The organism is Actinomadura monticuli, from assembly GCF_041463655.1.
GTDB lineage: Bacteria > Actinomycetota > Actinomycetes > Streptosporangiales > Streptosporangiaceae > Spirillospora > Spirillospora monticuli.
This window is the reverse complement of the sequence record NZ_JAXCEI010000006.1, coordinates 220,887-244,294: the sequence shown is the minus strand read 5'-3', so window position 1 is coordinate 244,294 and position 23,408 is coordinate 220,887. Positions and strand designations below refer to the sequence as shown.

General features: G+C 71.4%; 23 protein-coding genes and 1 tRNA gene. 6 read left to right on the top strand and 18 right to left on the bottom strand.

Annotated features, from left to right (window positions below):
• Nucleotides 1-185: 185 nt before the first annotated feature.
• From SM611_RS15715 to SM611_RS15705, 3 genes are all read right to left on the bottom strand, one after another.
• A complete protein-coding gene (locus tag SM611_RS15715; RefSeq protein WP_371950273.1) occupies nucleotides 186-488 on the bottom strand; it encodes a hypothetical protein in 303 nt (100 codons plus the stop codon).
• A 347-nt stretch (nucleotides 489-835) separates the two neighbouring features.
• Nucleotides 836-2,020 (bottom strand): ATP-binding protein, encoded by a 1,185-nt coding sequence (locus SM611_RS15710; protein WP_443112135.1) that lies wholly within the window; start codon nucleotides 2,018-2,020, stop codon nucleotides 836-838.
• 308 nt (nucleotides 2,021-2,328) lie between these two features.
• Nucleotides 2,329-3,339 (bottom strand): pirin family protein, encoded by a 1,011-nt coding sequence (locus tag SM611_RS15705; RefSeq protein ID WP_371950271.1) that lies wholly within the window; start codon nucleotides 3,337-3,339, stop codon nucleotides 2,329-2,331.
• Nucleotides 3,340-3,505: 166 nt separating this feature from the next.
• Between SM611_RS15705 and SM611_RS15700 the strand changes: the two genes are divergently transcribed.
• Entirely contained in the window at nucleotides 3,506-3,967 is a 462-nt protein-coding gene (locus SM611_RS15700) for a MarR family winged helix-turn-helix transcriptional regulator (protein ID WP_371950270.1), read from the top strand.
• 23 nt (nucleotides 3,968-3,990) lie between these two features.
• Here SM611_RS15700 and SM611_RS15695 read toward each other — a convergent pair whose 3' ends face one another.
• A complete protein-coding gene (locus SM611_RS15695; RefSeq protein ID WP_371950269.1) occupies nucleotides 3,991-4,413 on the bottom strand; it encodes a hypothetical protein in 423 nt (140 codons plus the stop codon).
• 165 nt (nucleotides 4,414-4,578) lie between these two features.
• On the opposite strand from SM611_RS15695, the gene SM611_RS15690 reads away from it, so the two are divergent.
• Nucleotides 4,579-5,325 carry a M15 family metallopeptidase gene (locus SM611_RS15690; RefSeq protein ID WP_371950268.1) on the top strand — a complete coding sequence of 249 codons (747 nt, stop codon included), beginning with the start codon at nucleotides 4,579-4,581 and terminating at the stop codon, nucleotides 5,323-5,325.
• Between the two features lie 7 nt (nucleotides 5,326-5,332).
• Here SM611_RS15690 and SM611_RS15685 read toward each other — a convergent pair whose 3' ends face one another.
• The 5 genes from SM611_RS15685 to SM611_RS15665 all read right to left on the bottom strand — a co-directional run bounded on the left by SM611_RS15685 (nucleotide 5,333) and on the right by SM611_RS15665 (nucleotide 8,608).
• Nucleotides 5,333-5,497 carry a hypothetical protein gene (locus tag SM611_RS15685; protein WP_371950267.1) on the bottom strand — a complete coding sequence of 55 codons (165 nt, stop codon included), beginning with the start codon at nucleotides 5,495-5,497 and terminating at the stop codon, nucleotides 5,333-5,335.
• A gap of 80 nt (nucleotides 5,498-5,577) precedes the next feature.
• A tRNA-Ser gene (locus SM611_RS15680) sits at nucleotides 5,578-5,666 on the bottom strand.
• A 72-nt stretch (nucleotides 5,667-5,738) separates the two neighbouring features.
• On the bottom strand, nucleotides 5,739-6,164 hold the full coding sequence (locus SM611_RS15675) for a hypothetical protein (protein ID WP_371950266.1): 426 nt from the start codon (nucleotides 6,162-6,164) through the stop codon (nucleotides 5,739-5,741).
• Nucleotides 6,165-6,201: 37 nt separating this feature from the next.
• On the bottom strand, nucleotides 6,202-6,579 hold the full coding sequence (locus SM611_RS15670; RefSeq protein WP_371950265.1) for a cupin domain-containing protein: 378 nt from the start codon (nucleotides 6,577-6,579) through the stop codon (nucleotides 6,202-6,204).
• Between the two features lie 28 nt (nucleotides 6,580-6,607).
• Nucleotides 6,608-8,608, bottom strand: a complete 2,001-nt coding sequence (locus tag SM611_RS15665) for a MinD/ParA family ATP-binding protein (RefSeq protein WP_371950264.1) — start codon at nucleotides 8,606-8,608, stop codon at nucleotides 6,608-6,610.
• Between the two features lie 173 nt (nucleotides 8,609-8,781).
• On the opposite strand from SM611_RS15665, the gene SM611_RS15660 reads away from it, so the two are divergent.
• Together SM611_RS15660 and SM611_RS15655 are read left to right on the top strand one after the other, a co-directional pair.
• The gene (locus SM611_RS15660) at nucleotides 8,782-9,738 is read left to right on the top strand and encodes an NAD(P)H-quinone oxidoreductase (protein ID WP_371950263.1); all 957 of its coding nucleotides are present in this window, start codon (nucleotides 8,782-8,784) and stop codon (nucleotides 9,736-9,738) included.
• 13 nt (nucleotides 9,739-9,751) lie between these two features.
• Complete coding sequence (locus SM611_RS15655) at nucleotides 9,752-10,291, top strand: bacterial proteasome activator family protein (protein WP_371950262.1); 540 nt, start codon at nucleotides 9,752-9,754, stop codon at nucleotides 10,289-10,291.
• A 48-nt stretch (nucleotides 10,292-10,339) separates the two neighbouring features.
• Here the strand turns inward: SM611_RS15655 and SM611_RS15650 are convergent, their stop codons facing one another.
• Complete coding sequence (locus SM611_RS15650; RefSeq protein WP_371950261.1) at nucleotides 10,340-11,143, bottom strand: HAD family hydrolase; 804 nt, start codon at nucleotides 11,141-11,143, stop codon at nucleotides 10,340-10,342.
• A 124-nt stretch (nucleotides 11,144-11,267) separates the two neighbouring features.
• Here SM611_RS15650 and SM611_RS15645 point away from each other — a divergent pair, with 124 nt between their 5' ends.
• On the top strand, nucleotides 11,268-12,158 hold the full coding sequence (locus tag SM611_RS15645; protein ID WP_371950260.1) for a tyrosine-protein phosphatase: 891 nt from the start codon (nucleotides 11,268-11,270) through the stop codon (nucleotides 12,156-12,158).
• Between the two features lie 50 nt (nucleotides 12,159-12,208).
• On the opposite strand, the gene serS is transcribed toward SM611_RS15645, so the two are convergent.
• The 8 genes from serS to SM611_RS15605 form a co-directional block, all read right to left on the bottom strand.
• Nucleotides 12,209-13,468: a serine--tRNA ligase gene (serS, locus tag SM611_RS15640; protein WP_371950259.1), complete on the bottom strand. Its 1,260-nt coding sequence runs from the start codon at nucleotides 13,466-13,468 to the stop codon at nucleotides 12,209-12,211.
• Between the two features lie 52 nt (nucleotides 13,469-13,520).
• Nucleotides 13,521-14,321: a class I SAM-dependent methyltransferase gene (locus tag SM611_RS15635; RefSeq protein WP_371950258.1), complete on the bottom strand. Its 801-nt coding sequence runs from the start codon at nucleotides 14,319-14,321 to the stop codon at nucleotides 13,521-13,523.
• Between the two features lie 20 nt (nucleotides 14,322-14,341).
• Entirely contained in the window at nucleotides 14,342-15,976 is a 1,635-nt protein-coding gene (locus SM611_RS15630; protein ID WP_371950257.1) for a hypothetical protein, read from the bottom strand.
• Nucleotides 15,977-16,005: 29 nt separating this feature from the next.
• Nucleotides 16,006-17,604: a hypothetical protein gene (locus SM611_RS15625; protein WP_371950256.1), complete on the bottom strand. Its 1,599-nt coding sequence runs from the start codon at nucleotides 17,602-17,604 to the stop codon at nucleotides 16,006-16,008.
• 82 nt (nucleotides 17,605-17,686) lie between these two features.
• The gene (locus SM611_RS15620; RefSeq protein WP_371950255.1) at nucleotides 17,687-17,848 is read right to left on the bottom strand and encodes a thioredoxin domain-containing protein; all 162 of its coding nucleotides are present in this window, start codon (nucleotides 17,846-17,848) and stop codon (nucleotides 17,687-17,689) included.
• A gap of 26 nt (nucleotides 17,849-17,874) precedes the next feature.
• Nucleotides 17,875-18,816, bottom strand: coding sequence for a prephenate dehydratase (gene pheA, locus SM611_RS15615; protein ID WP_371950254.1), 942 nt, complete (start codon nucleotides 18,814-18,816; stop codon nucleotides 17,875-17,877).
• An 89-nt stretch (nucleotides 18,817-18,905) separates the two neighbouring features.
• On the bottom strand, nucleotides 18,906-19,361 hold the full coding sequence (locus SM611_RS15610) for a DUF4446 family protein (RefSeq protein ID WP_371950497.1): 456 nt from the start codon (nucleotides 19,359-19,361) through the stop codon (nucleotides 18,906-18,908).
• Nucleotides 19,361-20,686 carry a glycosyltransferase 87 family protein gene (locus SM611_RS15605; protein WP_371950253.1) on the bottom strand — a complete coding sequence of 442 codons (1,326 nt, stop codon included), beginning with the start codon at nucleotides 20,684-20,686 and terminating at the stop codon, nucleotides 19,361-19,363. Before SM611_RS15605 ends, SM611_RS15610 begins: the two co-directional genes overlap by 1 nt.
• A gap of 85 nt (nucleotides 20,687-20,771) precedes the next feature.
• Between SM611_RS15605 and SM611_RS15600 the strand changes: the two genes are divergently transcribed.
• On the top strand, nucleotides 20,772-22,991 hold the full coding sequence (locus SM611_RS15600; protein WP_371950252.1) for a hypothetical protein: 2,220 nt from the start codon (nucleotides 20,772-20,774) through the stop codon (nucleotides 22,989-22,991).
• Nucleotides 22,992-23,408 lie beyond the last annotated feature (417 nt).

Genomic DNA, 23,408 nt, shown 5'->3' with positions numbered 1-23,408 from the left:
TGCTCTTTCCGACGATCTGCGGCGACGACGTCGTGTTCCGCACACGCCGTCGCCGTCCAGGCGCCCCCGCCCCGAACCACTGTGAGCACCCCGAACCACTGTGAGCGCCCCGAACCAGTGAGCGACCCGAACCGCTGTGAGGGCCGCACCATGCGATGCGGCCCTCACGTCCTAGCGGAACGGTTTCACCGGTTTCCGCCGGTCTCCTCGTCGCCGAACTCGTCCTCCTGCTGGGACGACCGGCGCCCCTCGCCGGGCCGGCGGCTCCGCATCCCGTCCCCCATGTCGGACATGAGGTCGTCCTGCCCGTGGGTGCCGCCCGGCTCGGGCGCGTAGTCGCTCGCCGGGGACCGGCCGTCCTGGTCCCGCTGGGTGGGCCAATCGTCATAGGCGCCCATGGAGGAGGACGTCTCGTCCTGGGTCGGGTACTCGTCCTGGCCGTACTCGTTGTCCGGATCCTGACCGCGGAACCGGTTTTGGTCTGTCATGTTTCCCCCCGACATAGACCTACTGCCCATTGAATGGGCATACGCCGAGGTCTTACCCACGCGCCACCGCCCGACAACACCGGGTTCAGGGCGCTCTCTGCACTTATCTAGTGCTTTCTACAAGAAAATCTAGAAAAGGTTAGATAAACCCAGAGGCAGGGCGAGCAGAATCTACGACTCTCTAAGGCTGAGGCTAGAGAGCCGGATATTCACCGGACGACACGGCTCGATGCATCTTTCTACCGCTCTCTAGCGTTTTCACTAGAGAACCGGATAGCGCGGAAGCGGCGTGCGGTCGGGTGTCCGTGCTGGTCGAGTGTCCGTGCTGGTCGGGTCGGGTGCGCCGGTCAGGCGGGTTGCGAGCGGAGGAACGTGCCGAAGTGCGGGACCGTGAACGCGACCATGCCGCGCTCGGCGCTGTAGATGAGGCCCTTCTTGATGAGCCCGTCACGGGCGGGCGACAGGCTGGACGGTTTGCGGCCCAGCTCGTCCGCGACCGCCGCCGTGGGCACCGGGTCGTCGCCGAGCATGGCCATCGCGCGCATGTAGTCGCGCTCGGCGGGGGTGGCGCGCTCGTAGCGGCTGCCGAAGAAGCCGACCGCGAGCTCGCTCTCCGCCTCCGGGGCGGCGACCTTGATGTCGTCCGCCGTGATCGGGGTGTCGGGCGCGACGTCCCAGACGACCTTCGCGTACGCCTGGACGAAGTAGGGGTAGCCGTCGGCCGCGCCGTACAGGGCGTCGAGGGCGTCCTTGGTGAACGTCACGTCCTCGCGCTCGGCCGGCGCCAGCAGCGCGAAGTCCGCCGACTCGCGGTCGAGCCGGTCGATCCGCGCGTACCGGAAGAGCCGCTCGGAGTAGGACTTGCTGGCCGACAGCACGGCGGGCAGGTGCGGGAGCCCCGCGCCCACCACGATCAGCGGCCCGCCGACCTGCGACAGCTCGTGGCAGGCGGCGCACAGCGCCGAGACGTCGTCGGCGGGGATGTCCTGCATCTCGTCGACGAACAGGGCGATCCCGACCCCGACGTCGGTGGCGACGGACGCCGCGTCGACGAACAGCTCGGTGAGGTCGATCTCCAGGTCGCCGGAGTCGGCGCGCCCGCGCGACGCGGGCACGTCGATGCCGGGCTGCCATCGGTGCGCCCGCGCCTTGCCCTTGCCGGACGTCTCGGGCTCCGCCTGCGCGAACGCCTTGAGGACGCCGAGGAAGTCCTCGATGCGGTCGGGGGCGCGGTGCCGGGGCGCCAGCTCCCGGACGGCCCGGTGCAGCGCCGAGGCGACCGGCCGGCGGATCGACTGGTCGGGCCGGGCCTCGATCTTGCCCGTCCCCCACAGCCGCTGGATCGCCTGCGACCGGAACGCGTTGAGCAGCACGGTCTTGCCGACCCCGCGCAGCCCGGTGACGATCATGCTGCGCTCGGGACGGCCGCGGGCCACGCGTTCGAGCACCACCTCGAACTGCTTCAGCTCGCGGTCGCGGCCGGCCAGCTCCGGGGGGCGCTGCCCGGCGCCGGGGGCATAGGGATTGCGCACGGGGTCCACGCTCTCGGACTCTATGAGGCGATATAGCTGCGGCCGTAGATTTGCGTAGAAAACGCTGCGGCGTGTCGCGCGCTCCCCTCGCCGCGCGCAACGCGCCGGGGCCTCGTGACCTCGCGCGGCCGTCGCCACCATGTCGCCTCCCCGGGCGAGCGCGTCCGAACAGGTCGAACTTCTGTTCGACTATTCGAACACAGTAGCGCACGCGTCCGGCCCCGTCACGCGAACCGCGGAGAACGGCCGGGGCCGCGAAGAGCGGATCCGCCCGGCACGGGGCTACCGGGCAGATCCGCCCGCGGCGGTCAGGCGAGCGACTCGTCGGCGTCGGACCGATGGGGCACCTGCTCGGCCGGGACGGTGCCCATGCGGCCGGCCTGGAAGTCCTCGAACGCCTGGATGATCTCGTCGCGGGTGTTCATCACGAACGGGCCGTACCGGGCGACGGGCTCGCGGATCGGCAGCCCGCCGAGGACGAGGATCTCCCACCCGTTCGCGCTGGCGGCCGGCTGGCTGTCGGCGGCGCGGACCACCAGTCCGTCACCGGTGCCCGTGTGGTGCGAGCCGGCGAACACGGCGAGCTGCCCCTCGTCCAGCCCGGCCTCCTCGACGCCGGCCGTCCCGCGCCCGGAGAGCACGTAGACCAGCGCGTTGAAGTCGCGCGGCCAGGGCAGCGCCAGCCGGGCGCCGGGCGCGACCGTCGCGTGCAGGTAGTTGATCGGCGTGTAGGTGACGCCGGGCCCGTCGTACCCGGCGAGCGACCCGGCGATGACGCGGACGAGGGACGAGCCGTCGTCGGCCGCCAGCAGCTTGACGTCGCGCGCCTTGATGTCCTGGTAGCGCGGCGGTAGCCACTTCTGCGCGCGCGGCAGGTTCACCCACAGCTGGACGCCGTGGAACAGCCCGCCCTTGGCGACCAGCTCGGGCGGCGGCTGCTCGATGTGCTGGATGCCGGACGCGGCCGTCATCCACTGGGTGGCGCCGTCGGCGATGAGACCGCCGCCCCCGGTGGTGTCCTGGTGCTGGAACGCGCCGTCGATGATGTAGGTGACCGTCTCGAAGCCGCGGTGCGGATGCCACGGAGTGCCTTTTGCCTCACCCGGCAGATACTCGACTGCTCCCATGTGGTCAAGGAGCAGGAACGGGTCGGCCAGGGACAGGTCGATGCCCGGGAAGGGGCGCCGGACCTGGAAGCCCTCGCCTTCGAGGTGGCGCTGGGCGGTCACGACCTTCGCGACGCGCCGCCAGTCGGTGCCGCTCTCCGGCAGCACCGGGAGGCGGGGCAGGGTCAGCGGGTCGGCCATCACGGCAGGCATGGGTTCTCCCCTCGTTCGGGTGCCCGTCCGGCCGGGCGGTGCACTGCTGCGTGCAACATAGTTGATGATTCAACTATTTCCGCGGACGGGTACCGCGTCCCGTCCTGCTACCGTGAAGATAGCGCGCACTAGTTGAATCTTCAACATATGTTCTATACTTTCCGGTATGAGCGAACCTCGCTGGCTCGATGCCACCCAGCAGCGTGATTGGCGGGCATACGTGGACGGCAGCGTCCGGCTCACCGAGATCATGGACCGGGACCTCAAGACCAAGCACGGCCTGTCGGTGTCGGAGTACGAGATCCTCGTCCGGCTGTCGGAGGCCCCCGAGCGCCGGCTCCGGATGGCCGAACTCGCCGAGAACGCCAGCCAGTCGCGCAGCCGCCTGTCGCACACCTGCTCCCGCCTGGAGAGCAAGGGCCTGGTCAAGCGGGACAGCTGCCCCAACGACAAGCGCGGCGTCTACGCCCACCTCACCGACGAAGGGTTCACGGCGCTCGAACGCGCCGCCCGCGACCACGTCGAGACCGTCCGGGAGTTCTTCATCGACGTGATCGAGCCCGCCGACCTCGAAGCGGTCGGGCGCGCGTTCGGCCTCGTCCTGAAGCGCCTCGGCCCCGCGTCCTGACCCCGCCCTGACCCGGAGCCCCGCTACAGCGGGACGGTCACCCCGGTCAGGAAGCCGACGGACACCAGGGTCAGGAACCCCCAGGCGAGCATCATGCCGATGCCGAACGTCCGCCACCGGCCGCCGACCTTCCAGATGAGCAGCCCGCCGAGCCCGAACGCCAGCAGCAGCAGCGTGATGAACTGCGGCAGCAGGCTCGGACGGCGGCTCATCATCAGCGGCGCCCACATCATCACGACGTCGACGAACACGAACACGCCGAAACCCGCCGCCAGCGCCTTCACGTCCCTGCCGAGGAACGCCCGCCAGCGCTCGAGGACCACCTGCGCCTTGTCCGTCGGCAACAGCGGCTGTGCCGCCGCCCCCTGCTCGACCTCCACACTGTGCGCCACGGAGAAGATCTCATCTTCGAGGCTGGGGAGGTCGCTCTCCTGCGCTTCCGCCATCCCGGCTCCCTCTGGACCGGACGTCGCCGGACGACATGCCCGGCGGGTGAACGAGGGTCCACGGCCCGTCCGTCCCGGCCCCTATCCGGCGGGCGCGCCTTCAAACGCACGGTAGTGGATCAGTCCTGCCGCACGGACACCCCCGCACCTGCGTATGCTGCAAAGATGCCAGGTAGAGGGCCGATTTCCAGCGGGACTTTGCTCGCCGCCGCGCTCGCGGTGACGCTCGCCGCGGCCGGTTGTGGCCGCGGTTCCGACGACTCGGGCGAACCGGCACCGTCCGCGACCCCGCCGACCGCGACCGGCACGACCGCGCCGCCGCCGTCGCCGACCCCGACGAAGCAGGGCTTCCAGGCCGAGATCACCAAGGTGACCGCCGGCGACCTCACGTCGTCGTGGCGGAAGGGCTGCCCCGTGGCGCCGTCCGGGCTCCGCATGATCGAGATGACCTACTGGGGCATGGACGACAAGCCGCACACCGGCGGACGGCTCGTCGTCAACGCCAAGGCGGCCGGCGACCTCGTCTCCGTCTTCAGGAAGCTGTACGGCATGCGCTACCCGATCGAGCGCATGGAGCCGGTCGACAAGTACGGCGGCAGCGACTTCGACTCGATCGAGGCCAACAACACCTCCGCGTTCAACTGCCGCAACGCGACCGGGTCGAGCTCGTTCTCCCAGCACGCGTACGGCCTCGCGATCGACATCAACCCCTGCCAGAACCCGTACGTCTACGCGGACGGACGCACCGCCCACAAGGACTGCGCGAAGTACAAGAACCGCAAGCTGGACGCCCCCGGAATGATCCACGCCGGCGACCGGGTCGTGAAGGCGTTCGCCTCGATCGGCTGGGGCTGGGGCGGCGAGTGGAGCGGTGCCCGGGACTACCAGCACTTCTCCGCGTCCGGCCGCTGAGTCCGGATCACATCATCAGGAGCGCGGCGACGAGGACCGCGACGACCGCCACGACGGCCAGGATGCCGACGATCATGCCGACGTTCGGCCCGGACTTCTGCGGCTGCGCCTGGCTGGCGAAGTTCTGGAACTGGTGCGTCGTTCCCGCCGGATCATTCGGTGTCTGCGACATGCCGAAGAGGGTAACGGATGACTTATGCCCGAGTCGCCCACCTTGTGACGTTCCGCGGTCATGGGCCGCCCGGCTCCGAGCGGAGAGTGTGGGATTCGAACCCACGAGGACTGTCCCCAGCCCTGGGCGCTTTCAAGGCGCCTGCACTAGTCCACTATGCGAACTCTCCAGGCGGCCGGCGTGCGGCCACCCCGCCACGATAGCGGGCACGGCGGCGTGCCATCGACCGCATATGCGGAGTTCACCCGACCCTGACGTCGGCGTGCGCGCGGTCGCAGCCGCACGGCTTCCGTCCCGCGGTGAACGTCATCGTCGCGGCGCCCTGCACGCCGCCGGCCTTGCCTTTCCTGGACGCGGTCACCCGCACGGGCACCCCCGCCAAGGGACGGGCCTCGCCGCCGAGGGTGACCTGCAGGGCGTCCGGGCCCGACCAGGTGCAGGGAACCCGACCGCACGAGGGCGTCGCCCGCGCGGAGACGGGCAGGGTCGTGCACGGCAGGTCCCCGACGCAGACACGGATGCGCCAGCGGTCGCCCGCCAGGGCCCGCAGTCCCGACACGCTGACGGTGACCGGCGGCGCGCACGGGGCGCACAGCACCTGGCCGGACGAAGAACCCGAGCAGCCCGCGCACAGCGCCAGGAACGCCGCGGCCGGCGCCGGCCGCACTCTGCCGATCATGGCCGCTCGGACGCGCCCCGGCCGCCTACGGTTCCTCGGGGACGCGGTAGCCGGGGATCGACGGCCAGCGGACCGTCATGACGACCGACTCCTCCTCGGCCTCCCACGAGTGGTCGACGCCGCGTCCCCACACGACGTAGTCGCCCTGCTCGGCGAGCACCACGTCGCGGCCCGGGAACTCCAGCCGGAACCGGCCGCTGATCAGGACGAGCAGGGCCGTGCGCTTCTCGCCGTCCGTCCACCGGGCGCGCCGCTCGCCCTTCGGATGGACGCCCCACTTGATCTCGACCTCGCCGCTGTGCCGCAGGTCGCCGGGCGGCTTGAAGTGCCCGAGCAGCCAGCCCCGGTCACCGGCGGCGTCCGGGCCGGCCTTCCCCACGTACAAGCCATCGCCGTCCGTCACGGGACGCCACGTTAGCGCCCCGGCCGGCTCAGGACTGCGGGCGCTGGAAGGCGAAGCCGTCACCGACCACGGCGGCCAGCGTCAGGTACGCCTCCCGGGTGGCGGGGGCGAGCTGCTCCAGCTCCACCTCGGCGCCCTCCTCCAGGTGGTCGTCGTAGGGGATGCGGACGACGGCGCGGCAGCGGCTCTCGAAGTGCGCCTGGAGCTTGTCGAGGTCGACCTGGCTGCGGGTGCGGTTGCGGACCATCGACAGGACGACGACGCCGTTGCGGACGAGGTGCCCGTGATCGTGCGCCTCCAGCCAGTCGAGGGTCGCGCTCGCGGACCGGGCACCGTCCACCGACGGGGAGCTGACCAGGACGAGCTGGTCGGCGAGCGCCAGCACGCCCGCCATCGCCGAGTGCAGCAACCCGGTGCCGCAGTCGGTGATGCAGACCGAGTAGTACTGCTCCAGGACGACAGCGACGGCCGCGTAGTCCTCGGCGGAGAACGCCTCGCTGACCGCGGGGTCGCGGTCGGACGCGAGGATCTCCAGCCGCGCCTCGTTCTGCGAGGTGAACGCGCGCACGTCCGCGTACCGGTGGATCTGCTCGCGGTTGTTGAGCAGGTCGCGGACGGTCGCGGCCGTCTCCAGCCGCACCTTGTCGGAGAGCGTCCCGCGGTCGGGGTTGGCGTCCACCGCGATGACCCGGTCGCCGCGGAAGGACCCCAGCATCGAGCCGAGGCCGGTGGTGGTGGTCGTCTTGCCGACGCCGCCCTTCAGCGACATGACCGCGACCCGGTGGTGGCCGCCGGCGACGGAGGTGCGGGCACGCGCGATCAGGTCCTTGCGGCGCAGCTCGCCCTGCGACTCGCCCGGGTGGACGCTGCCGCCGGTCGCCTTGTAGACGGCGCGCCGCCATCCCGAGGAGGGCGCGATGCGGCGCTCGCCGAGGAGGTTCTCGGAGCTGAGGTTGTCGGTGTCCTGCGGCTGCTGCGGCGGGGCGGCGTGCCCGGGCGGGATCATCTGCCCCTGCCCGGCCGGGTAGCCGTACCCCTGGTAGGGCTGCCCCGTGTTCGGGTCGACCTGCTGGTAGGGCTGGCCCGGGACGGCGTTCGGGTCCTGCGCGTACGGCTGGCCCGTGTTCGGGTCGACCTGCTGGTACTGCTGCTGGTACTGCTGGGCGGCGGGGTCGGCCGCGTACGGCTGGCCCGGGTACGGCCCGCCCGCGTTCGGGTCGGACGGCGGGAACTGCTGGACACCGGGGTCGGGCGCGTACGGCTGCCCGGTACTCGGGTCGACCGGCGCATACGGCTGGCCTGTACTCGGGTCGACCGGCGGGAACTGCTGCGCGGCGCCGTTCGCGTCCTGCGGGAACGGCTGGCTCCTGGTCTGCTCGGCCGCCGGGTACGGCGGGTTCATCGCCGGGAACGGCTGCTCACCGGGGGCCAGCGGACGGCCGGTGTTCGGGTCGAGCGGCACGTACGGCTGCCCGGAGTCGTCGGTGTCCTGCGGGTAGGGCTGCCCGGTGGCGGGGTCGATCGGCTGGTACTGCCCGGCGGCGTCCTGCGGCGGGAACTGGCCGGACGGGTACGGCGGAAGCTGGTCGAGCGGCGGCGCGGCGGCGCCGTTGGCGTCGAACGGCGGCTGCGGGCCCAGCGCGGGGTCGTAGGGCGGGGCGTAGGGCGGCGGGAGCATCCCGCCGTCGAACGGCTGCGGGATGGGGCCGCCGTCGTAGGGCGGGGGCTGCGGGGGGCCGAAGTTCTCGGGGGCGTAGCCGGTGCTCTCCGGGGGGTTCTGGAAGGCGGGCGGCGCGGCGAGCCAGGGGTTGTTCTCCGGGACGGCGGGCGGCTGCGGCTGCGATGGCGTTTCGGGCGCGGCCTGCGGCTCCTGCGGAGCGGCGGCCGGGGGCGCGTTCTCCTGCTCGGCCGGGCCCGGTCCGGGCGCCGGTTCGCCCTCGGCGGCCGGTTCCGCCGTGTCCCCGCTCATCGCGTCCAGAGAGGCCAGCCGCTCCTCCAGGGAGCGCCCGTCGTGCTCGTTCCTCGCCACCGTTCTTCCCCCTCGGGCACGCCTCTGATGATCAACACGGTGCAGGTGGGCAAAATGGCCCCCAGGCAGGATACCCATGAGCCAATACCACGCATCCCGCGCGTAGATCGGCTTTGGGGCGGGACGCGGGGAGCCTGGAGCCGCGCGGCGGGACGCCCGGTAGCGTGACCGGTATGCATGCGATCGTGATCCGCGAGCCGGGCGGGGCCGACGTCCTGGAGTGGACGCGGGTACCGGATCCGGAGCCGGGGCCGGGTGAGGTGCTGATCGAGGTGGCGGCGAGCGCGGTCAACCGCGCGGACGTCATGCAGCGGATGGGCTTCTACCCGCCGCCGCCCGGCGCTCCCCCGTACCCGGGCCTGGAAGTGTCCGGACGCGTCGCCGGGCTCGGCGCCGGAGTGACCGGGATCGGCGTCGGGGAGGAGGTGTGCGCGCTGCTCGCCGGGGGAGGGTATGCCGAACGGGTCGCGGTGCCCGCCTCGCAGGTGCTCCCGGTGCCCCGCGGGGTGGACGTCGTCGACGCGGCCGGACTCCCGGAGGTCGCGTGCACGGTGTGGTCGAACGTGGTGGTGCTGGGCGGTCTGCGCGCGGGCGAGACGCTCCTCGTCCACGGCGGCGGCAGCGGCATCGGCACGTTCGCGATCCAGCTCGCCAAGGCGCGCGGCGCGCGGGTGGTGACGACGGTGGGCGGCCCCGAGAAGGCGGCCCGCTGCCGGGAACTCGGCGCGGACGCCACCGTGAACTACCGCGAGGAGGACTTCGTCGACAGCGGCCCGTACGACGTGATCCTCGACCTGATCGGCGCCAAGTACCTGGCGAGGAACGTGGAGGCCCTCGCCACCGGCGGACGGCTGATGGTGATCGGCCTCCAGGGCGGGGCGAAGGCGGAGCTGGACATCGGCAAGCTCCTGCGCAAACGGGCGCTGGTCCATGCCACGACGCTGCGGTCCCGTCCGTTGGAGGAGAAAGCGGAGATCGTGGCCGGGGTCCGTGAGCACGTGTGGCCGCTGCTGGAATCTGGGGACGTCCGGCCGGTCATCGACCGGAGGTTCCCCATGGCGGACGCGGCCCGCGCGCACGAGCTGCTGGAGGAAAGCGGTCACGTCGGCAAGATCCTGCTGACCGTGTGAGGATGTGGAGTCTATGAGCGAGCCTTCGAAGAACATGTCCGGCCAGGAACCGCAGGTACTCGTGGTCGGCCCCAACGGCATCACCATGGAGAGCTCCGGCGAGAGCGAGTCCGAGGGCAAGTCGGTGACCGAGATGGTCGAGCAGCCGGCGAAGGTGATGCGGATCGGCGGGATGATCCGCCAGCTCCTGGAGGAGGTCAAGGCGGCCCCCCTGGACGAGGCGAGCCGGGCCCGGCTCCGGGAGATCCACAAGTCGTCCATCAAGGAGCTGGAGGACGGCCTCGCCCCCGAGCTGGTCGAGGAGCTGGAGCGGCTGTCGCTGCCGTTCACCGAGGGCGTCGTGCCGAGCGAGTCGGAGCTGCGGATCGCGCAGGCGCAGCTCGTCGGCTGGCTGGAGGGCCTGTTCCACGGCATCCAGACGACGCTGTTCGCGCAGCAGATGGCGGCGCGGGCCCAGCTGGAGCAGATGCGGCGCGCGCTGCCCGCCGGGATGATGCCGCCCACCGAGGAGGAGCAGGCCCCCGGCCCGCGCTCGTCCGGCCCCTACCTGTAGCGAACTGATACGGCCGCCCCCGCAGGACGTCCTGCGGGGGCGGCCGTCCTACGGGAAGAGGCGTTCCAGGACTTCGGCCACTCCGTCGTCGTCGTTGCGGGACGTCTTGTGCGTCACGGCCGCCAGCACCAGCGGGTGCGCGTTCGCGACGCCGTAGGAGGTGCCCGCCCAGGTGAGCATCGGCAGGTCGTTGGGCATGTCGCCGAACGCGACGACGTCGTCCGACACGAGGCCGTGCTCGGTGCAGAGGGCGGCGAGCGCGCTGGCCTTGGTCACGCCGAGGGCGCTCATCTCCAGCAGGCCCCGCCCGGACGAGTGCGTCACGGTGACGATGTCGCCGACGGCCTGCGTCGCCTTCTCCGACAGCGTGTCGGGGTCGGCGTCCGGGTGGAAGGCGAGCAGCTTGGTGCCGGGCTTGGTGACGAGTTCCTCGCCGTCGACGCTGCGTCCGCCGATGGACTCCGCGTCCCAGTTGCCGAGGTGGAAGGTGTTCTCGAAGTAGAACCCGGCCGGATGCTCCACCGCGAACCGCAGGTCGGGGGAGATGGCGCGCAGCCGCGCGACGGCCTCCGCCATCACGTCCGGCTGGATCTGCCGGGCCTGCAGGACGGTCTCGGTGTGCAGGTCGTACACGACGGCGCCGTTGGCGCAGATCGCGACGCCGTGGTGGGCGACGGCGGCGGCGATGTCGGCCATCCAGCGCGGTGGCCGCCCGGTGACCATGACGAGCATCGACCCGGCCTGCTCGACCCGGGCCAGGGCGTCGACGGTCCGGGGGGAGATCGTGCCGTCGGAGCGCACGATCGTCCCGTCGAGGTCAGTGGCGATCACGCGCGGCGAGAACTGGCTCATGTCACCTTCCTGGGCAGATGCCACAAACCATAAGCGACGCCGGTGACACCGTGACCTTGGGCCTGGACTGACCGGCGAACAAGGTCGAAACTTCTTCACGTTCGTTGTCGCAGGGAAGGTAGCCATGTTCACCAGATCCCCCCGCCTCGCGTCGGCGGCCTTAGCAGGCGCCCTCGCACTCGGTTCCCTCACCGTCCCCGTCCCGGCGTCGGCCGCACCCGTCGCGGCGCCGCTCGCCGCGCCCCTCGCCGCTCCCGCGTCCGTCCAGGTCGACGGCGCCGTCAACGTGCGCGACATCGGCGGCTACACGGCCGCCGACGGACGCCGCGTCCGCGGCGGCCTGGTCTACCGCTCCGCGTCCCTCAGCGAGGTCACCGACACCGGCGTCGCCCAGCTCGGACGGCTCGGGCTCACGGCGTCCGTCGACTTCCGCTCCGGCCTCGAAGTGACGCTCTCCGGCCCCGACCGCCTGCCCGGCGGCGTCGCCCCGGTCGCCGCGCCGATCGCCTCCCTCTCCCCCACACTGCTGGACCTGATGCCGGAGCTCCTCCAGATGATCCTCGCCGACGACAAGCCCGGCGAGTTCATGGCGGTCACCTATCGCAGCTTCATCCACGACCCCGACACGCGCCGGCGGTTCGCGGACACACTGCGGCGCATCGCGGCCGGACAGGGCGCCGTCCTCTACCACTGCACCGAGGGCAAGGACCGGACGGGCGTGATGACCGCGATCCTGCTGACCGCCCTGGGCGTCGACAAGGCGCAGGTGTACGACGACTACATGCGCTCCAACGAGGAACTCGCCGAGAAGAACGAGGAGGAACTCGCTGAACTCGCCAAGTACGGCATCGACCCGGCACTCATCGAACCGCTCCTGACCGTCCGCACCTCTTACCTGGACGCCGCGTTCGACCAGATCAAGCGCGACTACGGGACGTTCGACGCGTTCCTCACCCAGGGGCTCGGAATCGACGCCGCCACCCAGGCGGCCCTCCGCACACGGCTCCTGCAGTAGACGCGAACGGGGCCCGTCCTACAGCGGACGGGCCCCGGCCATGCGGAACGTCAGCGCTTGACGGGCTCCAGGACGTCCTGGCCCAGGAACTTCTGCAGCGCCTCGGGGACGCGCACCGACCCGTCGGCACGCTGGTGGTTCTCCAGGATCGCGACCATCCAGCGCGTGGTCGCCAGCGTGCCGTTCAGCGTCGCGACCGGCTGGTTCCTGCCGTCCGCGTCGCGGTACCGCACCGCCAGCCGCCGCGCCTGGAACTCGGTGCAGTTCGACGTCGACGTGACCTCGCGGTACGTGTTCTGCGTCGGCACCCACGCCTCGCAGTCGTACTTGCGGGCCGCGCTGGAGCCGAGATCGCCCGCCGCGACGTCAATCACCCGGTACGGGATCTCGACCTTCGCGAGCATCTCCTTCTCCCAGTCGAGCAGCCGCAGGTGCTCGGCGTGCGCGTCGGCCGGATCGCAGTAGGAGAACATCTCCACCTTGTCGAACTGGTGCACGCGGATGATGCCGCGCGTGTCCTTGCCGTAGGACCCGGCCTCGCGGCGGAAGCACGACGACCACGCCACGTACCGCCGCGGCAGCTCGTCGATGATCTCGTTCATGTGGTACGCGGCGAGCGGCACCTCCGACGTCCCGACCAGGTAGAGGTCGTCCTCGGGGAGCCGGTACACCTCGGCGGCGTGCGCGCCGAGGAAGCCGGTGCCCTCCATCGCCTCCGGCTTCACCAGGACCGGCGGGTACATCGGGACGAACCCGGCGGCGACGGCCGTCTCCATGGCGAGGTTCAGCAGCGCGTACTGCAACCGCGCGCCCACACCCGTCAGGTAGTAGAACCGGGCGCCCGACACCTTGGCGCCGCGCTCCATGTCGATGGCGCCGAGGCTCTCGCCCAGCTCCAGATGGTCCTTCGGCTCGAAGTCGAACGACGGCGGCTCGCCGACGTGCTCCAGGACGACGAAGTCCTGCTCGCCGCCGGGCGGGGCGCCCTCCTCGATCAGGTTCGGCACGTCCTTGATCGCCGCGTCGAGTTCCGCGCCGAGCCGGTCGGCCTCCGCCTCCAGCTCCTTGACCTGCTGCGACAGCTCCTTCGCGCGGGCGAGCAGCGCGTCCCGCTCGTCGCCCTTCGCCTTGGAGACGGACTTGCCGAGACTCTTCTGCTCCGCCCTGAGCTGCTCGAACGACGTCAGCGCCGAGCGGCGCCTCCCGTCCAGGTCGAGCAGCACGTCGACGACGGCGTCATCCTCACCGCGGGCGCGCTGCGACGCGCGCAGCCGCTCCGGATCCTCTCGAAGAGCTCGCAGGTCAATCACAGACCCGAGGCTACCGTTCCGGCGCCCCCGTACGCGCGCGCATAACGCCCTTCTACCGGACGCCGCTCGCCAGCAGCGCGTGCGCGGGCAGCGCCACCTTGCCGCCGTCCACCCCGTAGTCGGCGATGATCGTGTCGTAGGCGTCCTTGATCAGGGCGACGGTCTCCGCGTCCTGCCGTCCGACGATGACGCCGTTCGTGCCGACCCTGGACAGCGCGCCCGTCTCCCACCACTCCTCGGGGTCGACGACGTGCTCCCAGGTCACCTCCTCGATCGCGACCTCGGTCAGCCCCGCCTCCGCGACCAGCCCCCGGAACGCGGCCGCCTCGCCGTACCGCAGGAACGGCGACTCGGGAATGTCGTCCGGCCACGCCACCCCGGCCTGCTCGATCGCCTCCCGGACGATCGCGAGGGCCCCGCTGCCCGGCATCACCCAGCAGCTCAGCGCCAGCCGCCCGCCCGGCCGCAGCACCCGCCGCAGCTCGGCGATCGCCGCACCGGGATCGCCCACGTGGTTGATGACGAAGTTGCCGGCGACCGCGTCGAACTCCGCGTCCCCGAACGGCACCTCGGGCAGGACGGCGACCCGCACGTCCAGCCCGGGGACGTTCCGGGCGGCCGTCTCCGCCATGCTCTCCTCGGCGTCCATCGCCGACACCTGCGCGCCGCGCCGGACGGCCTCCCGCGAGACGAACCCCGGGCCCGTCCCGACGTCGAGGAACCGCGTCCCATCGGTCACCCCGGCCGCGTCCAGCAGCGGACCGACCAGGTAACGGGTGAGCCGGGCGAACCCCCGCTCGTACGCGGCGGCCCGCCCGGCCCACAGTTCCCGCTCGTAGAGATCGAAGTCCATGCCCACCAGGGCACCCTACGTCAGCGCACGTCCACGTAGTCGTCCCTGTAGGTCTTGACGTAGGTGGACGTGGCGCTGGTGTAGGCGCGCCATGTGCCGTCCTTGGACGCCTTGAAACCCTTGCGGAAGCGGCCCAACCTGTCGGTCTTCTGCGTCCCCAGGTAGGTCCACGTGGAAGAGCCCTTCGGACGGAAGTAGAACTTGATCGTCTTGTAGGCGTAGGGCTTCCACTTGTCGGTCTCCCGGTAGAGCGTCCCTACTACGGTGACGGTGCGCCCCTTCTGCACCGGCTCCGGGCCCGCGGTGAAATCGATGATCCGGGTCCGGTACCTGACATCGATGTAGTCGGTACCGCTGATCGACGGCTCGGCGTAGTCGCCGCGGGGGACGACCAAGCGCCAGTATCCGTCCCGGTCCGCGCGCCCCTGGACGTTGAACGTTCCGTCGCCGAAGACCAGCACGGCACCTTTGTTGCTCCACACTTTGCGGTCGGTGGAGAACTGGAGCTGCACGGAGGCGTTCCCTGGAGCGCCGACCCACCGGCCGTCCGCCAGCCTGTTCATCACGCGCCCGTACCCCGTGACCATGTCGCCCCTGCCGACCGGCTCAGGCCCTGCGTTCCCCCCGGTAATGGCCGTCCGGTACGCGACCGAGCGGACCAAGGTGTGCGCTTCGGACGAAAGGTAGAGGTGGTAGTCCTCAGGCCGCCCGACCGGATCGTTGGCGAACTGAGCCGACCACGCACCGTCCTCGGTGACGGTCACCTTCGCGCTGTAGTTGCCGGCGGCGTCAGTCGTCGCGGTCGCGACCGTCTTCCAGTCGCCGCCGGTCGCCGGATCGAACTGGAGGGTGACCTGCCTGCCCGCCACAGGCCCCCACACCTTGTCCCGGCCCTCCCGCTCGAGCCGCCCGCTGACGGTGACCTGGTCGCCCACGATCATGCGGTCGGGCACGCCCACCGTGACCCGGGTGACGAGTTTCCGCGTCCAGACCGGAAGCGCCGTACTCGTGGTGGGTCGGTACAGGAAATCGCCGGCGAAGACGAATTGGGCGTCGCCCGACCAGGTGAAGTCGACGGTTCCCCGTGCCCAGCCGTCCGCTCCGGTGATCGCCGGGGCGGCCCCGTTCCCGCCGGACAGGCGCAGCGCGGCGCCCTGCACCGGTGCCAGGTCGCCGCCCGCGGTACGGCTCATCAGCCGTCCGCTGTAGGTGACCTCGGGGTGGTCCGCGTCCACGACGTCCGGGGCGACCTTGAAGTCGGTGATCACCGTGTCCAGTCCGTTGTCGACGGTGGCACGCTGCTTGTAGAGGACGGTCCGGTCGGCGTTGGTCAGCTCGACGTCGACCCACCAGCGGCCCTGCTCGACGGTGACCGCGGACTTCGTCCGCCACACGCCGTTCACCGCGGTGCCTTCGACCAGCTCGAAGTCGTCCGCCGTGAGGGTCTCCGCCGGGCCGCCCGGGTACGCCCGCGCGACGGCGCGCACCTTCGAGATGTCGTTGTTCGACTCGGCCGCGACCTCGATCTTCGTCGTGGCGCCGGGCGTCAGGACGCGGGCGCCGAGCACCCGCAGGTACTCCGCGGCGGAGGCCGGGGCGGCGGCGAGGGAGAGCGTCATGACGACGACCGTGAGCAGAGCGAGCAACCGGCGCACAGGGGTCTCCCTTTTCGGGGGGTGATGTGTCACGTGACGTCCACGTAGTCACTCGGCGCGTTGGAGCCGAGGTAGCCGGCGCTCTCCCAGTAGCGGGCCAGCCAGGTGCCGTCCTGGGACGCCGTGAACGTCTTCTTGAACCAGCCGTCGCTCCCCGTCTTCGTGATCGCCATCTTCGTCCACGTCGACGAGCCCTTGGGCTTGAAGTAGATGTGGATGTTGGCGTTGGGCCCGGCGCCCGCCACGTCCCGGAACCGGTACAACAGCCCCTTGACCGTGATGGTCCCGCCCTTCTTCACGGGCTCGGGAGAGGCGTTGTAGTGGTAGATGTGCGTCCTGTACTTGATGTCGATGTAGTGGGTACCGCTCACGACCGGCATGTACTCGCTGTCGCCCGCGTAGCGGGCGCGCCAGTAGCCGTCCTTCTTGGAGTCGTCGGTCGTGAGGTGGAACCACCCGTCGGAGTACGTGTTCTGCGTCGCCATCGTCCGCCACGTCTTGCCGTCCGCAGAGAACTCCATGATCACTCGCGCCTGGGCGAGGCCGTTCAGGTCGCTGACCAGATGCCCGGTGACGCCGAGCGGGTCACCGTAACCCCCGGGCTCCGGTTCGACGTTGATGTCGGCGAACGCCACGGGCCTGCGGACGTCCAGGGTGCCCGCTGACGCGTGGCTGCCCATCAGAAACGCCGTGTCTCCGGCGACCACGGTGAAGGGGCCGGATCTGTCAGGCGCGGGCTTCAGTTGAAACGTCCCGTCCTTGAGCGTGTACCCCCTCGCCAGCAGCTTCTGCTCGGGCTTCCCATAGTTCAGGTAGCCCTCGACCGTGACGTCGCCCGCCGGTACGAGTCCCGCGGCCCCGCGGCGGAGCACCTTCCCCTCCACGGTCATACCGGTGCCGATGGCGACGGGCATCAGCGTCTGTACCCAGGCGGATGTCTGCGTCGCCTGCTTGGCGATCGTGGGAGTACTGCCGTACGTGCCCGCTTCGCAAAGGGTTCCCTGCCGAGGGAACCGGACGTACAGGGGATCCATGCCGTTCAACGCGAGCCCGAACGATCCGTCCGCCGCGGTCGTCACGGCCTTGCCTCCACCCTGGACGGCGGCGCTCGGCACGGGCGCGGGCGCCACGTCCCGTGACTTCTGCACCATGACCTTGCCGTGGACGTCCACTTCGGGGTGGTCGGCGTCGATGACGTCCGGTCCAGTCGTGACGTCGGTGATGGTCGTCTGATAACAGTCGCGGAAGTCCGTATACCCCTTGGCCGTGGCGCCGTCCGCGGATTCGACCAGCACTTCGACGGAGTTGTTGCCGGGGCGCGTCTCCACGTCCGGGTGGAAGGTCGCCCGCCAGGTGCCGTCTTTGTCGGTCCCGGCCACGCGTTCGAATTCCAGTGTCGCGTAGACATCGGCCCTGGAGTTCGGATGCCGTACGTTCGCACGGACGTCCGTGACACCGCTCGCGGACTTGGCGGTAACCGTGACGGTGGCCACCCGGTCCGGGTCGAGCCGGTCGAAGGCGGTGGTCACCTTGAGGTCGGTGACGTCCGCGTGCGCGGCCGGGGGGACGGCGAACATGACCGACGCCGCGAGGGCGGCGGTCGCGAGGATGGTTGAGCAAGGACGCAACGGAGGACCTCTCCACTTAATGCTGGCGTGGTGAAGACGTCCAAGATCCATTTCCGGTTTACGGCGGGTGATCACACTTTGGTCACCGCCGGCTGGACGTGAGCACGTCGCGCGCTTCGGCCGCGTCCCGGCCCGCCTCCGCCACGACCTCCACCAGGGAGTGGTGGTCGAACACCGAGCGGCGATCGGTGAAGTGCGCCTTGAAGAGCCCCTCGACGACCGGACATCTTCGCAAGAACTGCACCGCTGCATGAACGGGCAGGTCAGGGGTCAGGAGGAGCCGCCGGTGCGGATGTCGGTGAGCCAGGTGGCGGCTTCGGTGAAGTCGGTGTCGTGGGTGCCGCGGCGGATGTCGGGGCGGACGCCGTCGGCGCGGGCGTAGGAGCCGACGAAGCGGAGGTCGGCGCAGACGCGGCGCAGGCCCATCAGGGCCTCGCCGACGCGGGCGTCGGCGACGTGGCCCTCGAAGTCCATCCAGAAGAGGTAGGAGCCGAGGCCGGCGCCGGTCGGGCGCGACTGGATCAGCGTCAGGTTGATGCCGCGCACGGAGAACTCGGTGAGGATCTCCAGCAGGGCGCCCGGGTGGTCCTCGCCGATGAACGCGACGACGGTCGTCTTGTCGGTGCCCGTGGGGGCGGGCGGCGGGCAGGGGCGGTGCAGGACGACGAAGCGGGTGACGGCGTCGGCGACGTCGTGGATGTCCTCGGCGAGGACGGACAGCCCGTAGCGGGCGGCGGCGAACGAGCCGGCGAGCGCGGCGTCGTAGTGGCCGTCGGCGACGTGCTGCGCGGCCTCGGCGTTGGACGTCGCGGCGCGCCATTCGGCGTCCGGGACGTTCTCCAGCAGCCAGTGGCGGCACTGCGGCTGCGCGATCGGATGCGACGCGACGGTCTTGATGTCGGCCAGCGCGGTCCCGGGGCGGACGAGCAGCGCGAACGAGACCGGCAGGTGGATCTCGCCGACGATCTGGAGGGGCTCGCCGGTGGCCAGCTCGTCCAGCGTGGTGGGGACGGAGCCCTCGACGGAGTTCTCCAGCGCGACGACGGCGGTGTCGGCCTCGTCGTTGCGCAGGGCTTCGAGGACGGCCGGGACGGTCGCGTACGGGATGTGCTCGGCCGCGGCGGCGCCGGGCAGGGTCAGCAGCGCGGCCTCGGTGAACGTGCCCTGCGGACCCAGGTAGGCGTAGCGCGCTGGCCTGATGTCTGCGGTCACGGAAGTCCCCCGGGGCGTGTGGTGTCGCTGAACACACCGAGTTTACTTGCCGTCCCGGTGCGGCCGGGCGGCGCCGCGGCCGGGACGGGTCAGGCGCGCGCGGACGTGCGGTCGCCGCTGCCGAAGTCGGCGAGCGGGTCGTCCATCGACACGATCGGGCCCTTGCCGAGCCGGGCCGCGCGCAGGGCGTGGCTCTCCTCGGGGGAGAGCGTCTCGACCGGGTGCCCGGCCTGGACGACCTTGGCGTACGTGCGCGTCTCGGTCCGCCCGTTGATGGAGCTGAGGACGACCCCGTCCCCGACCGCGTTGATCAGGGCGAGGGAGAACGAGCGGTGCCCGGACATCTCCTTGAGCGCGTCGTAGTGGACGATGGCAAGGTCGCGCAGCGCGCGCTCGTCCACCGATCCGCTGGCGACCTGGAGCTGGCGCCTGAGCATTTCCCCGCACTCGTCGACGACCTGGTTGACCCGGTTGTGCGCGACCACCGCGATGGACAGCCCCGCGACACCGGCGACCAGCCCCGCGACGGCCACCGCGACAAGCATCACGGGGCGAGCGTACCCACCCCGGCCTTCGGTTGCGAAGAATCCCCCTGATCGATGTCCGGTTTCGCCCGTTTAACCAGCCAGGTGCCGAGGACGGCGATGGACGCGAGCGCGGCGATGCCGAACGAGTCGCGCAGGACCTGGCCCGCGAATTCCGCGATCACTGAGTGCTCCGGGCCGATCCACGCGCGTCCCCACCAGGGCAGCGGCCACAGGAACAGGAACCACAGCCCGAACGCGAGAAGACATCTTCGCGTGTCCCGGCCATCACCAGCCAAAGCCCCGATCACCGCGATCATCCAGACAAGGTGGTGAATCCACCCCACGGGGGACAGCACGACGGACAGCAGGCCGACGATCGCCACGCCTGCGAGCAGCGTGCTGTTCGCGGCCGGCCCGGTCAGCCCGTCGGCGGCGAGCGTGACGCGGCGCGCCCAGCCGAAACCGGCATAGGCGACGACCAGGGCGAGGACGAGCCACACCACCGTCCGGACGGGCCCCTCGTCGAAGATCCGCGCGACGATCCCGTGGATCGCCTGGTTGGTGGTGCCGTCGACCGCGCCCGTCCGGTCGCCGCCCTGCAGCAGCGCGCCGAACCAGTAGGCGGACGAGTCGGCGGGCAGCAGCGCGAACCCGGCCAGCGTCGCGGCGGCGGCGGTGAGCACCGAGTTGACCAGCGCGTCCCGCCGTCCGGTGATGAGGAAGTAGATGAGGAAGACGCCCGGCACCAGCTTGATCGCCACGGCGAGCCCGACGAGCGCGCCGCGCGGCCAGCGGGGCGTGCGCGCGCAGCAGTCGGCGAGGCACATGGCGAGGAGGAACAGCCCGACCTGCCCGAACCGGACCTGGTCGCGGACGGGGTCGAGCCAGGCCGTCGCGGCGAACAGGACGCCGGCGGTGAGCGGCGCCCAGCGCCCGGTCCGGCGGATGAGGTCGCGGAAGGCGTACCAGACCGCGATCGCCAGCGCGAGGTAGATGAGCCCGACCCACACCCACTGCGCGGCCCCCCAGGGGAGCAGCGTGAACGGGACGGCGAGCACGGCGGCGATCGGCGGGTAGGTGAACGGCAGCAGTTGCGGCGGCTGCGTGAGGAAGTCGTACAGCGGCGCGCCGCGCAGCACGGCGAGCCCGCCCTCCCGGTAGACCTCCAGGTCGACGAGCCGCTGGTCGGGCGGGTTGGTGAGCCACTGGCCCGCGATGGGCACGACCGCGAGCACGGCGACGGCGAGACCGGCGCACGCGAGCAGCAGGCGTGACCGTCCGCCCCGGGCCCCGCCGGCCTGTCGCGCATCGGGGCCGACCTGTTGCGCCATGGGACCGTCCACAGCCGCAGGATAGGGCCCCCGCGCGGTGGTGCGGCTCCTCCGGCCCGGCCCGGAGCCTCGCCCGGGAGCCGGTAGCCTGATCGCCATGATGCGCCGGGGGACGAAGATCGCCGTGTTCCTGGCGACCCTCGCCACGCTGCTGACCGGGGTCCTCGGCTGGTCGCCCGCGGAGGCCGAGGCGGCCGCCGCCGCGACCGGGCGCGTCGTGATCGTCGGGGTGCCGGGGCTCATGTGGAGCGACATCAGCCGGGAGAACACGCCCGCGCTGTGGGGGCTGACGGCCGAGGGCTCCGCCGCGGGCCTGAGCGTCCGGACGACCCGGGTCAACACCTGCCCCACGGACGGCTGGCTGACCCTGTCGGCGGGGCAGCGGTCCCGGCTGCCGCACGGCGACTGCGCGCTGCCGTCCGCGCCGATCCTGCCCGGCCAGGTCTCCCCCACCGGCCCGGTGCCGGCGGGCGGCGCGATCGCCGCGGGCTGGCCGGCCATCAAGAGCGACAACGCGGGCACCAACTACCACGCCGAGATCGGGCTGCTCGGCGAGGCCGTGCACAAGGCGGGCGGCTGCACGACGGCGGTCGGGCCCGGCGCGGTGTTCGGCGCGGGCGACGGCGGCGGGCGGGTCGACCGCTACATCGCGTCCCCCGACAAGGTCACCGCCGAGGACTGGGTGCGCTGCCCGCTCGCCGCCGTGGACGTCGACGACCTGTTCCGCGCCTACATCGACGCGGGCGTCGACCCGCGCGGCGATCAGATCCCGCTGTCGGAGGCGGTGCGCGCCGACGCCGCGGCCGACGCCGACCGGCGCGTCGCGCAGGTCGTCACGGGCGTCCCCCAGGGCACGACCATCCTGCTCGTGGGGCTGTCCGACACGGGCGTCGACCCGCATCTGCGCGTCGCCGTCGCGAAGGGCGGCGGGTACGGGCCCGGCTTCATGACGTCCAGCGCGACCCGGCAGGAGGGCCTGGTCACGCTGACCGACCTCACCGCGACGACGCTGAAGCTCCTCGGGCTGCCGCAGCCGAAGCAGGCCGTCGGGTCGGTGTGGACGTCGCAGCCGTCGAAGGCGTCCACGCAGGACCGGATCGACGCGCTCGTGGACGAGGACGTCGCCGCGCAGGCCATCCGCACCGTGCAGACGTCGTTCTACTGGGTGCTGTTCGCGACGCAGCTCGTCCTGTACGGGGTCGCCGTGCTCGCGCTGCGGCGCCTCGGCGGCGACCGCCGGTCGCGGGCGCGGATACTGGGCGGCACCCGCGTGATAGCGCTGCTGGGCGGGGCGGCGCCGGGCGCGTCGTTCCTCGCCGGGCTGCTGCCGTGGTGGCGGGCCGAGCACCCGACACCGGTGCTGATCTGCACCGTGCTGGGCTTCGCGGGGCTGCTGACCGGTGTGGCGCTGGCGGGTCCGTGGCGGCGCTCCGTGGTCGTCCCCGGGCTGGTGATCACCGGGGTGACGGGCACCGTCCTCGCGCTGGACGTGATGACCGGCTCCAACCTCCAGCTCAACACCCTGATGGGGTACACGGCGCTGGTCGCCGGCCGCTTCTACGGCTTCGGCAACCAGGCGTTCTCGCTGTTCGCGGTCGCCGCGATCCTGACGGCGGCATGGCTGACGGAGTATCCGCTGCGGCGGCGCCGCAAGGCGATCGCGGTCGGGATCGTCGCGGTGATCGGCGTGTTCGCCGTCGTCGTGGACGGCCTGCCCGCGTTCGGCAGCGACTTCGGCGGCGTGCTGGCGATCGTCCCGGCGTTCGCGATGCTCGGCCTGATGGTCGCCGGGCAGCGCGTCTCCGCGCTCCGGCTCGGGATCTTCTTCGCCGCCGGCGCGGCGATCGTGCTGTTCATCTCCTACCTGAACGCGCGCAGCGCCAACCCGACGCACCTCGGCCGGTTCTGGCAGGACCTCATGGACGGGGACGCCTGGGGCATCGTCACCCGCAAGTTCAACGCGATGCTGAACAGCCTCGGGTACTGGCCGTACACCCTCGCGGTCGCCGCGGCCGTCGTGTTCCTGTTCTTCGTCCTGGCGCGGCCGACGCGGTGGCGGGTGTCGCTGCTGCAGGGCGCCTACAAGCACAGCCTGTCGATGCGCCCGGCGCTGATCTGCGCGCTGGCCGTCGGCGTCATCGGAACGCTGGTGAACGACTCCGGCGTGGTGATCCTGTCGGTGGCGTTCAGCCTGGCGACCCCGCTGATGCTCGCGGCCGGGCTCCGGTCGCTGGAGATCGACCTGAGGAACGCAGACACGCCGCCACCAGGGCGGTCAGAATCGCGAGAAGCGTCCACGGGATCACCGTCGGCCTGACGACGGTGAACAGCCACTCCAGGTCGTCCGGGAGCCGGATGCGGGCGGGGGCGCGGGCCGGCAGGTAGGCGAGGCTGAGCGCCGCGGTGTGGGCGAGCAGGATCCAGTCGATCCGCGTCCAGGGCAGCAGCGCCAGCAGCGCCCAGCCGAACCCGTCGTACCAGGGCAGCGCGTAGGGCGCGACGAGGAGCCAGGCGAGGGCGAGCGCGGCGGCCACGCGGCGGTGCTCGCCCGCGTCGCCTCCCGTCCCGTCCCCCGCGGGCGGGTCCTCTCTGGGCAGGTCCTCTTTGGGGAGGGCCCGGATGAGCAGCAGGAACAGCACCAGCCCGAGCAGCAGCGCGCCCGTCTTGATGATGTCGCGCTGCGAGCCCTTGCCGAGCGACTCGTCCAGCAGGTGCCAGGGGGTCGCGAACGACA

Excerpts from the sequence above, each read along its gene's own strand:
- SM611_RS15715 (WP_371950273.1), bottom strand. The coding sequence starts at position 488 with ATGACAGACCAAAACCGGTTCCGCGGTCAGGATCCGGACAACGAGTAC.
- SM611_RS15705 (WP_371950271.1), bottom strand. The coding sequence starts at position 3,339 with ATGCCTGCCGTGATGGCCGACCCGCTGACCCTGCCCCGCCTCCCGGTG.
- SM611_RS15700 (WP_371950270.1), top strand. The coding sequence starts at position 3,506 with ATGAGCGAACCTCGCTGGCTCGATGCCACCCAGCAGCGTGATTGGCGG.
- SM611_RS15695 (WP_371950269.1), bottom strand. The coding sequence starts at position 4,413 with ATGGCGGAAGCGCAGGAGAGCGACCTCCCCAGCCTCGAAGATGAGATC.
- SM611_RS15690 (WP_371950268.1), top strand. The coding sequence starts at position 4,579 with ATGCCAGGTAGAGGGCCGATTTCCAGCGGGACTTTGCTCGCCGCCGCG.
- SM611_RS15685 (WP_371950267.1), bottom strand. The coding sequence starts at position 5,497 with ATGTCGCAGACACCGAATGATCCGGCGGGAACGACGCACCAGTTCCAG.
- SM611_RS15660 (WP_371950263.1), top strand. The coding sequence starts at position 8,782 with ATGCATGCGATCGTGATCCGCGAGCCGGGCGGGGCCGACGTCCTGGAG.
- SM611_RS15655 (WP_371950262.1), top strand. The coding sequence starts at position 9,752 with ATGAGCGAGCCTTCGAAGAACATGTCCGGCCAGGAACCGCAGGTACTC.
- SM611_RS15650 (WP_371950261.1), bottom strand. The coding sequence starts at position 11,143 with ATGAGCCAGTTCTCGCCGCGCGTGATCGCCACTGACCTCGACGGGACG.
- SM611_RS15645 (WP_371950260.1), top strand. The coding sequence starts at position 11,268 with ATGTTCACCAGATCCCCCCGCCTCGCGTCGGCGGCCTTAGCAGGCGCC.
- SM611_RS15635 (WP_371950258.1), bottom strand. The coding sequence starts at position 14,321 with ATGGACTTCGATCTCTACGAGCGGGAACTGTGGGCCGGGCGGGCCGCC.
- SM611_RS15610 (WP_371950497.1), bottom strand. The coding sequence starts at position 19,361 with ATGCTTGTCGCGGTGGCCGTCGCGGGGCTGGTCGCCGGTGTCGCGGGG.
- SM611_RS15600 (WP_371950252.1), top strand. The coding sequence starts at position 20,772 with ATGATGCGCCGGGGGACGAAGATCGCCGTGTTCCTGGCGACCCTCGCC.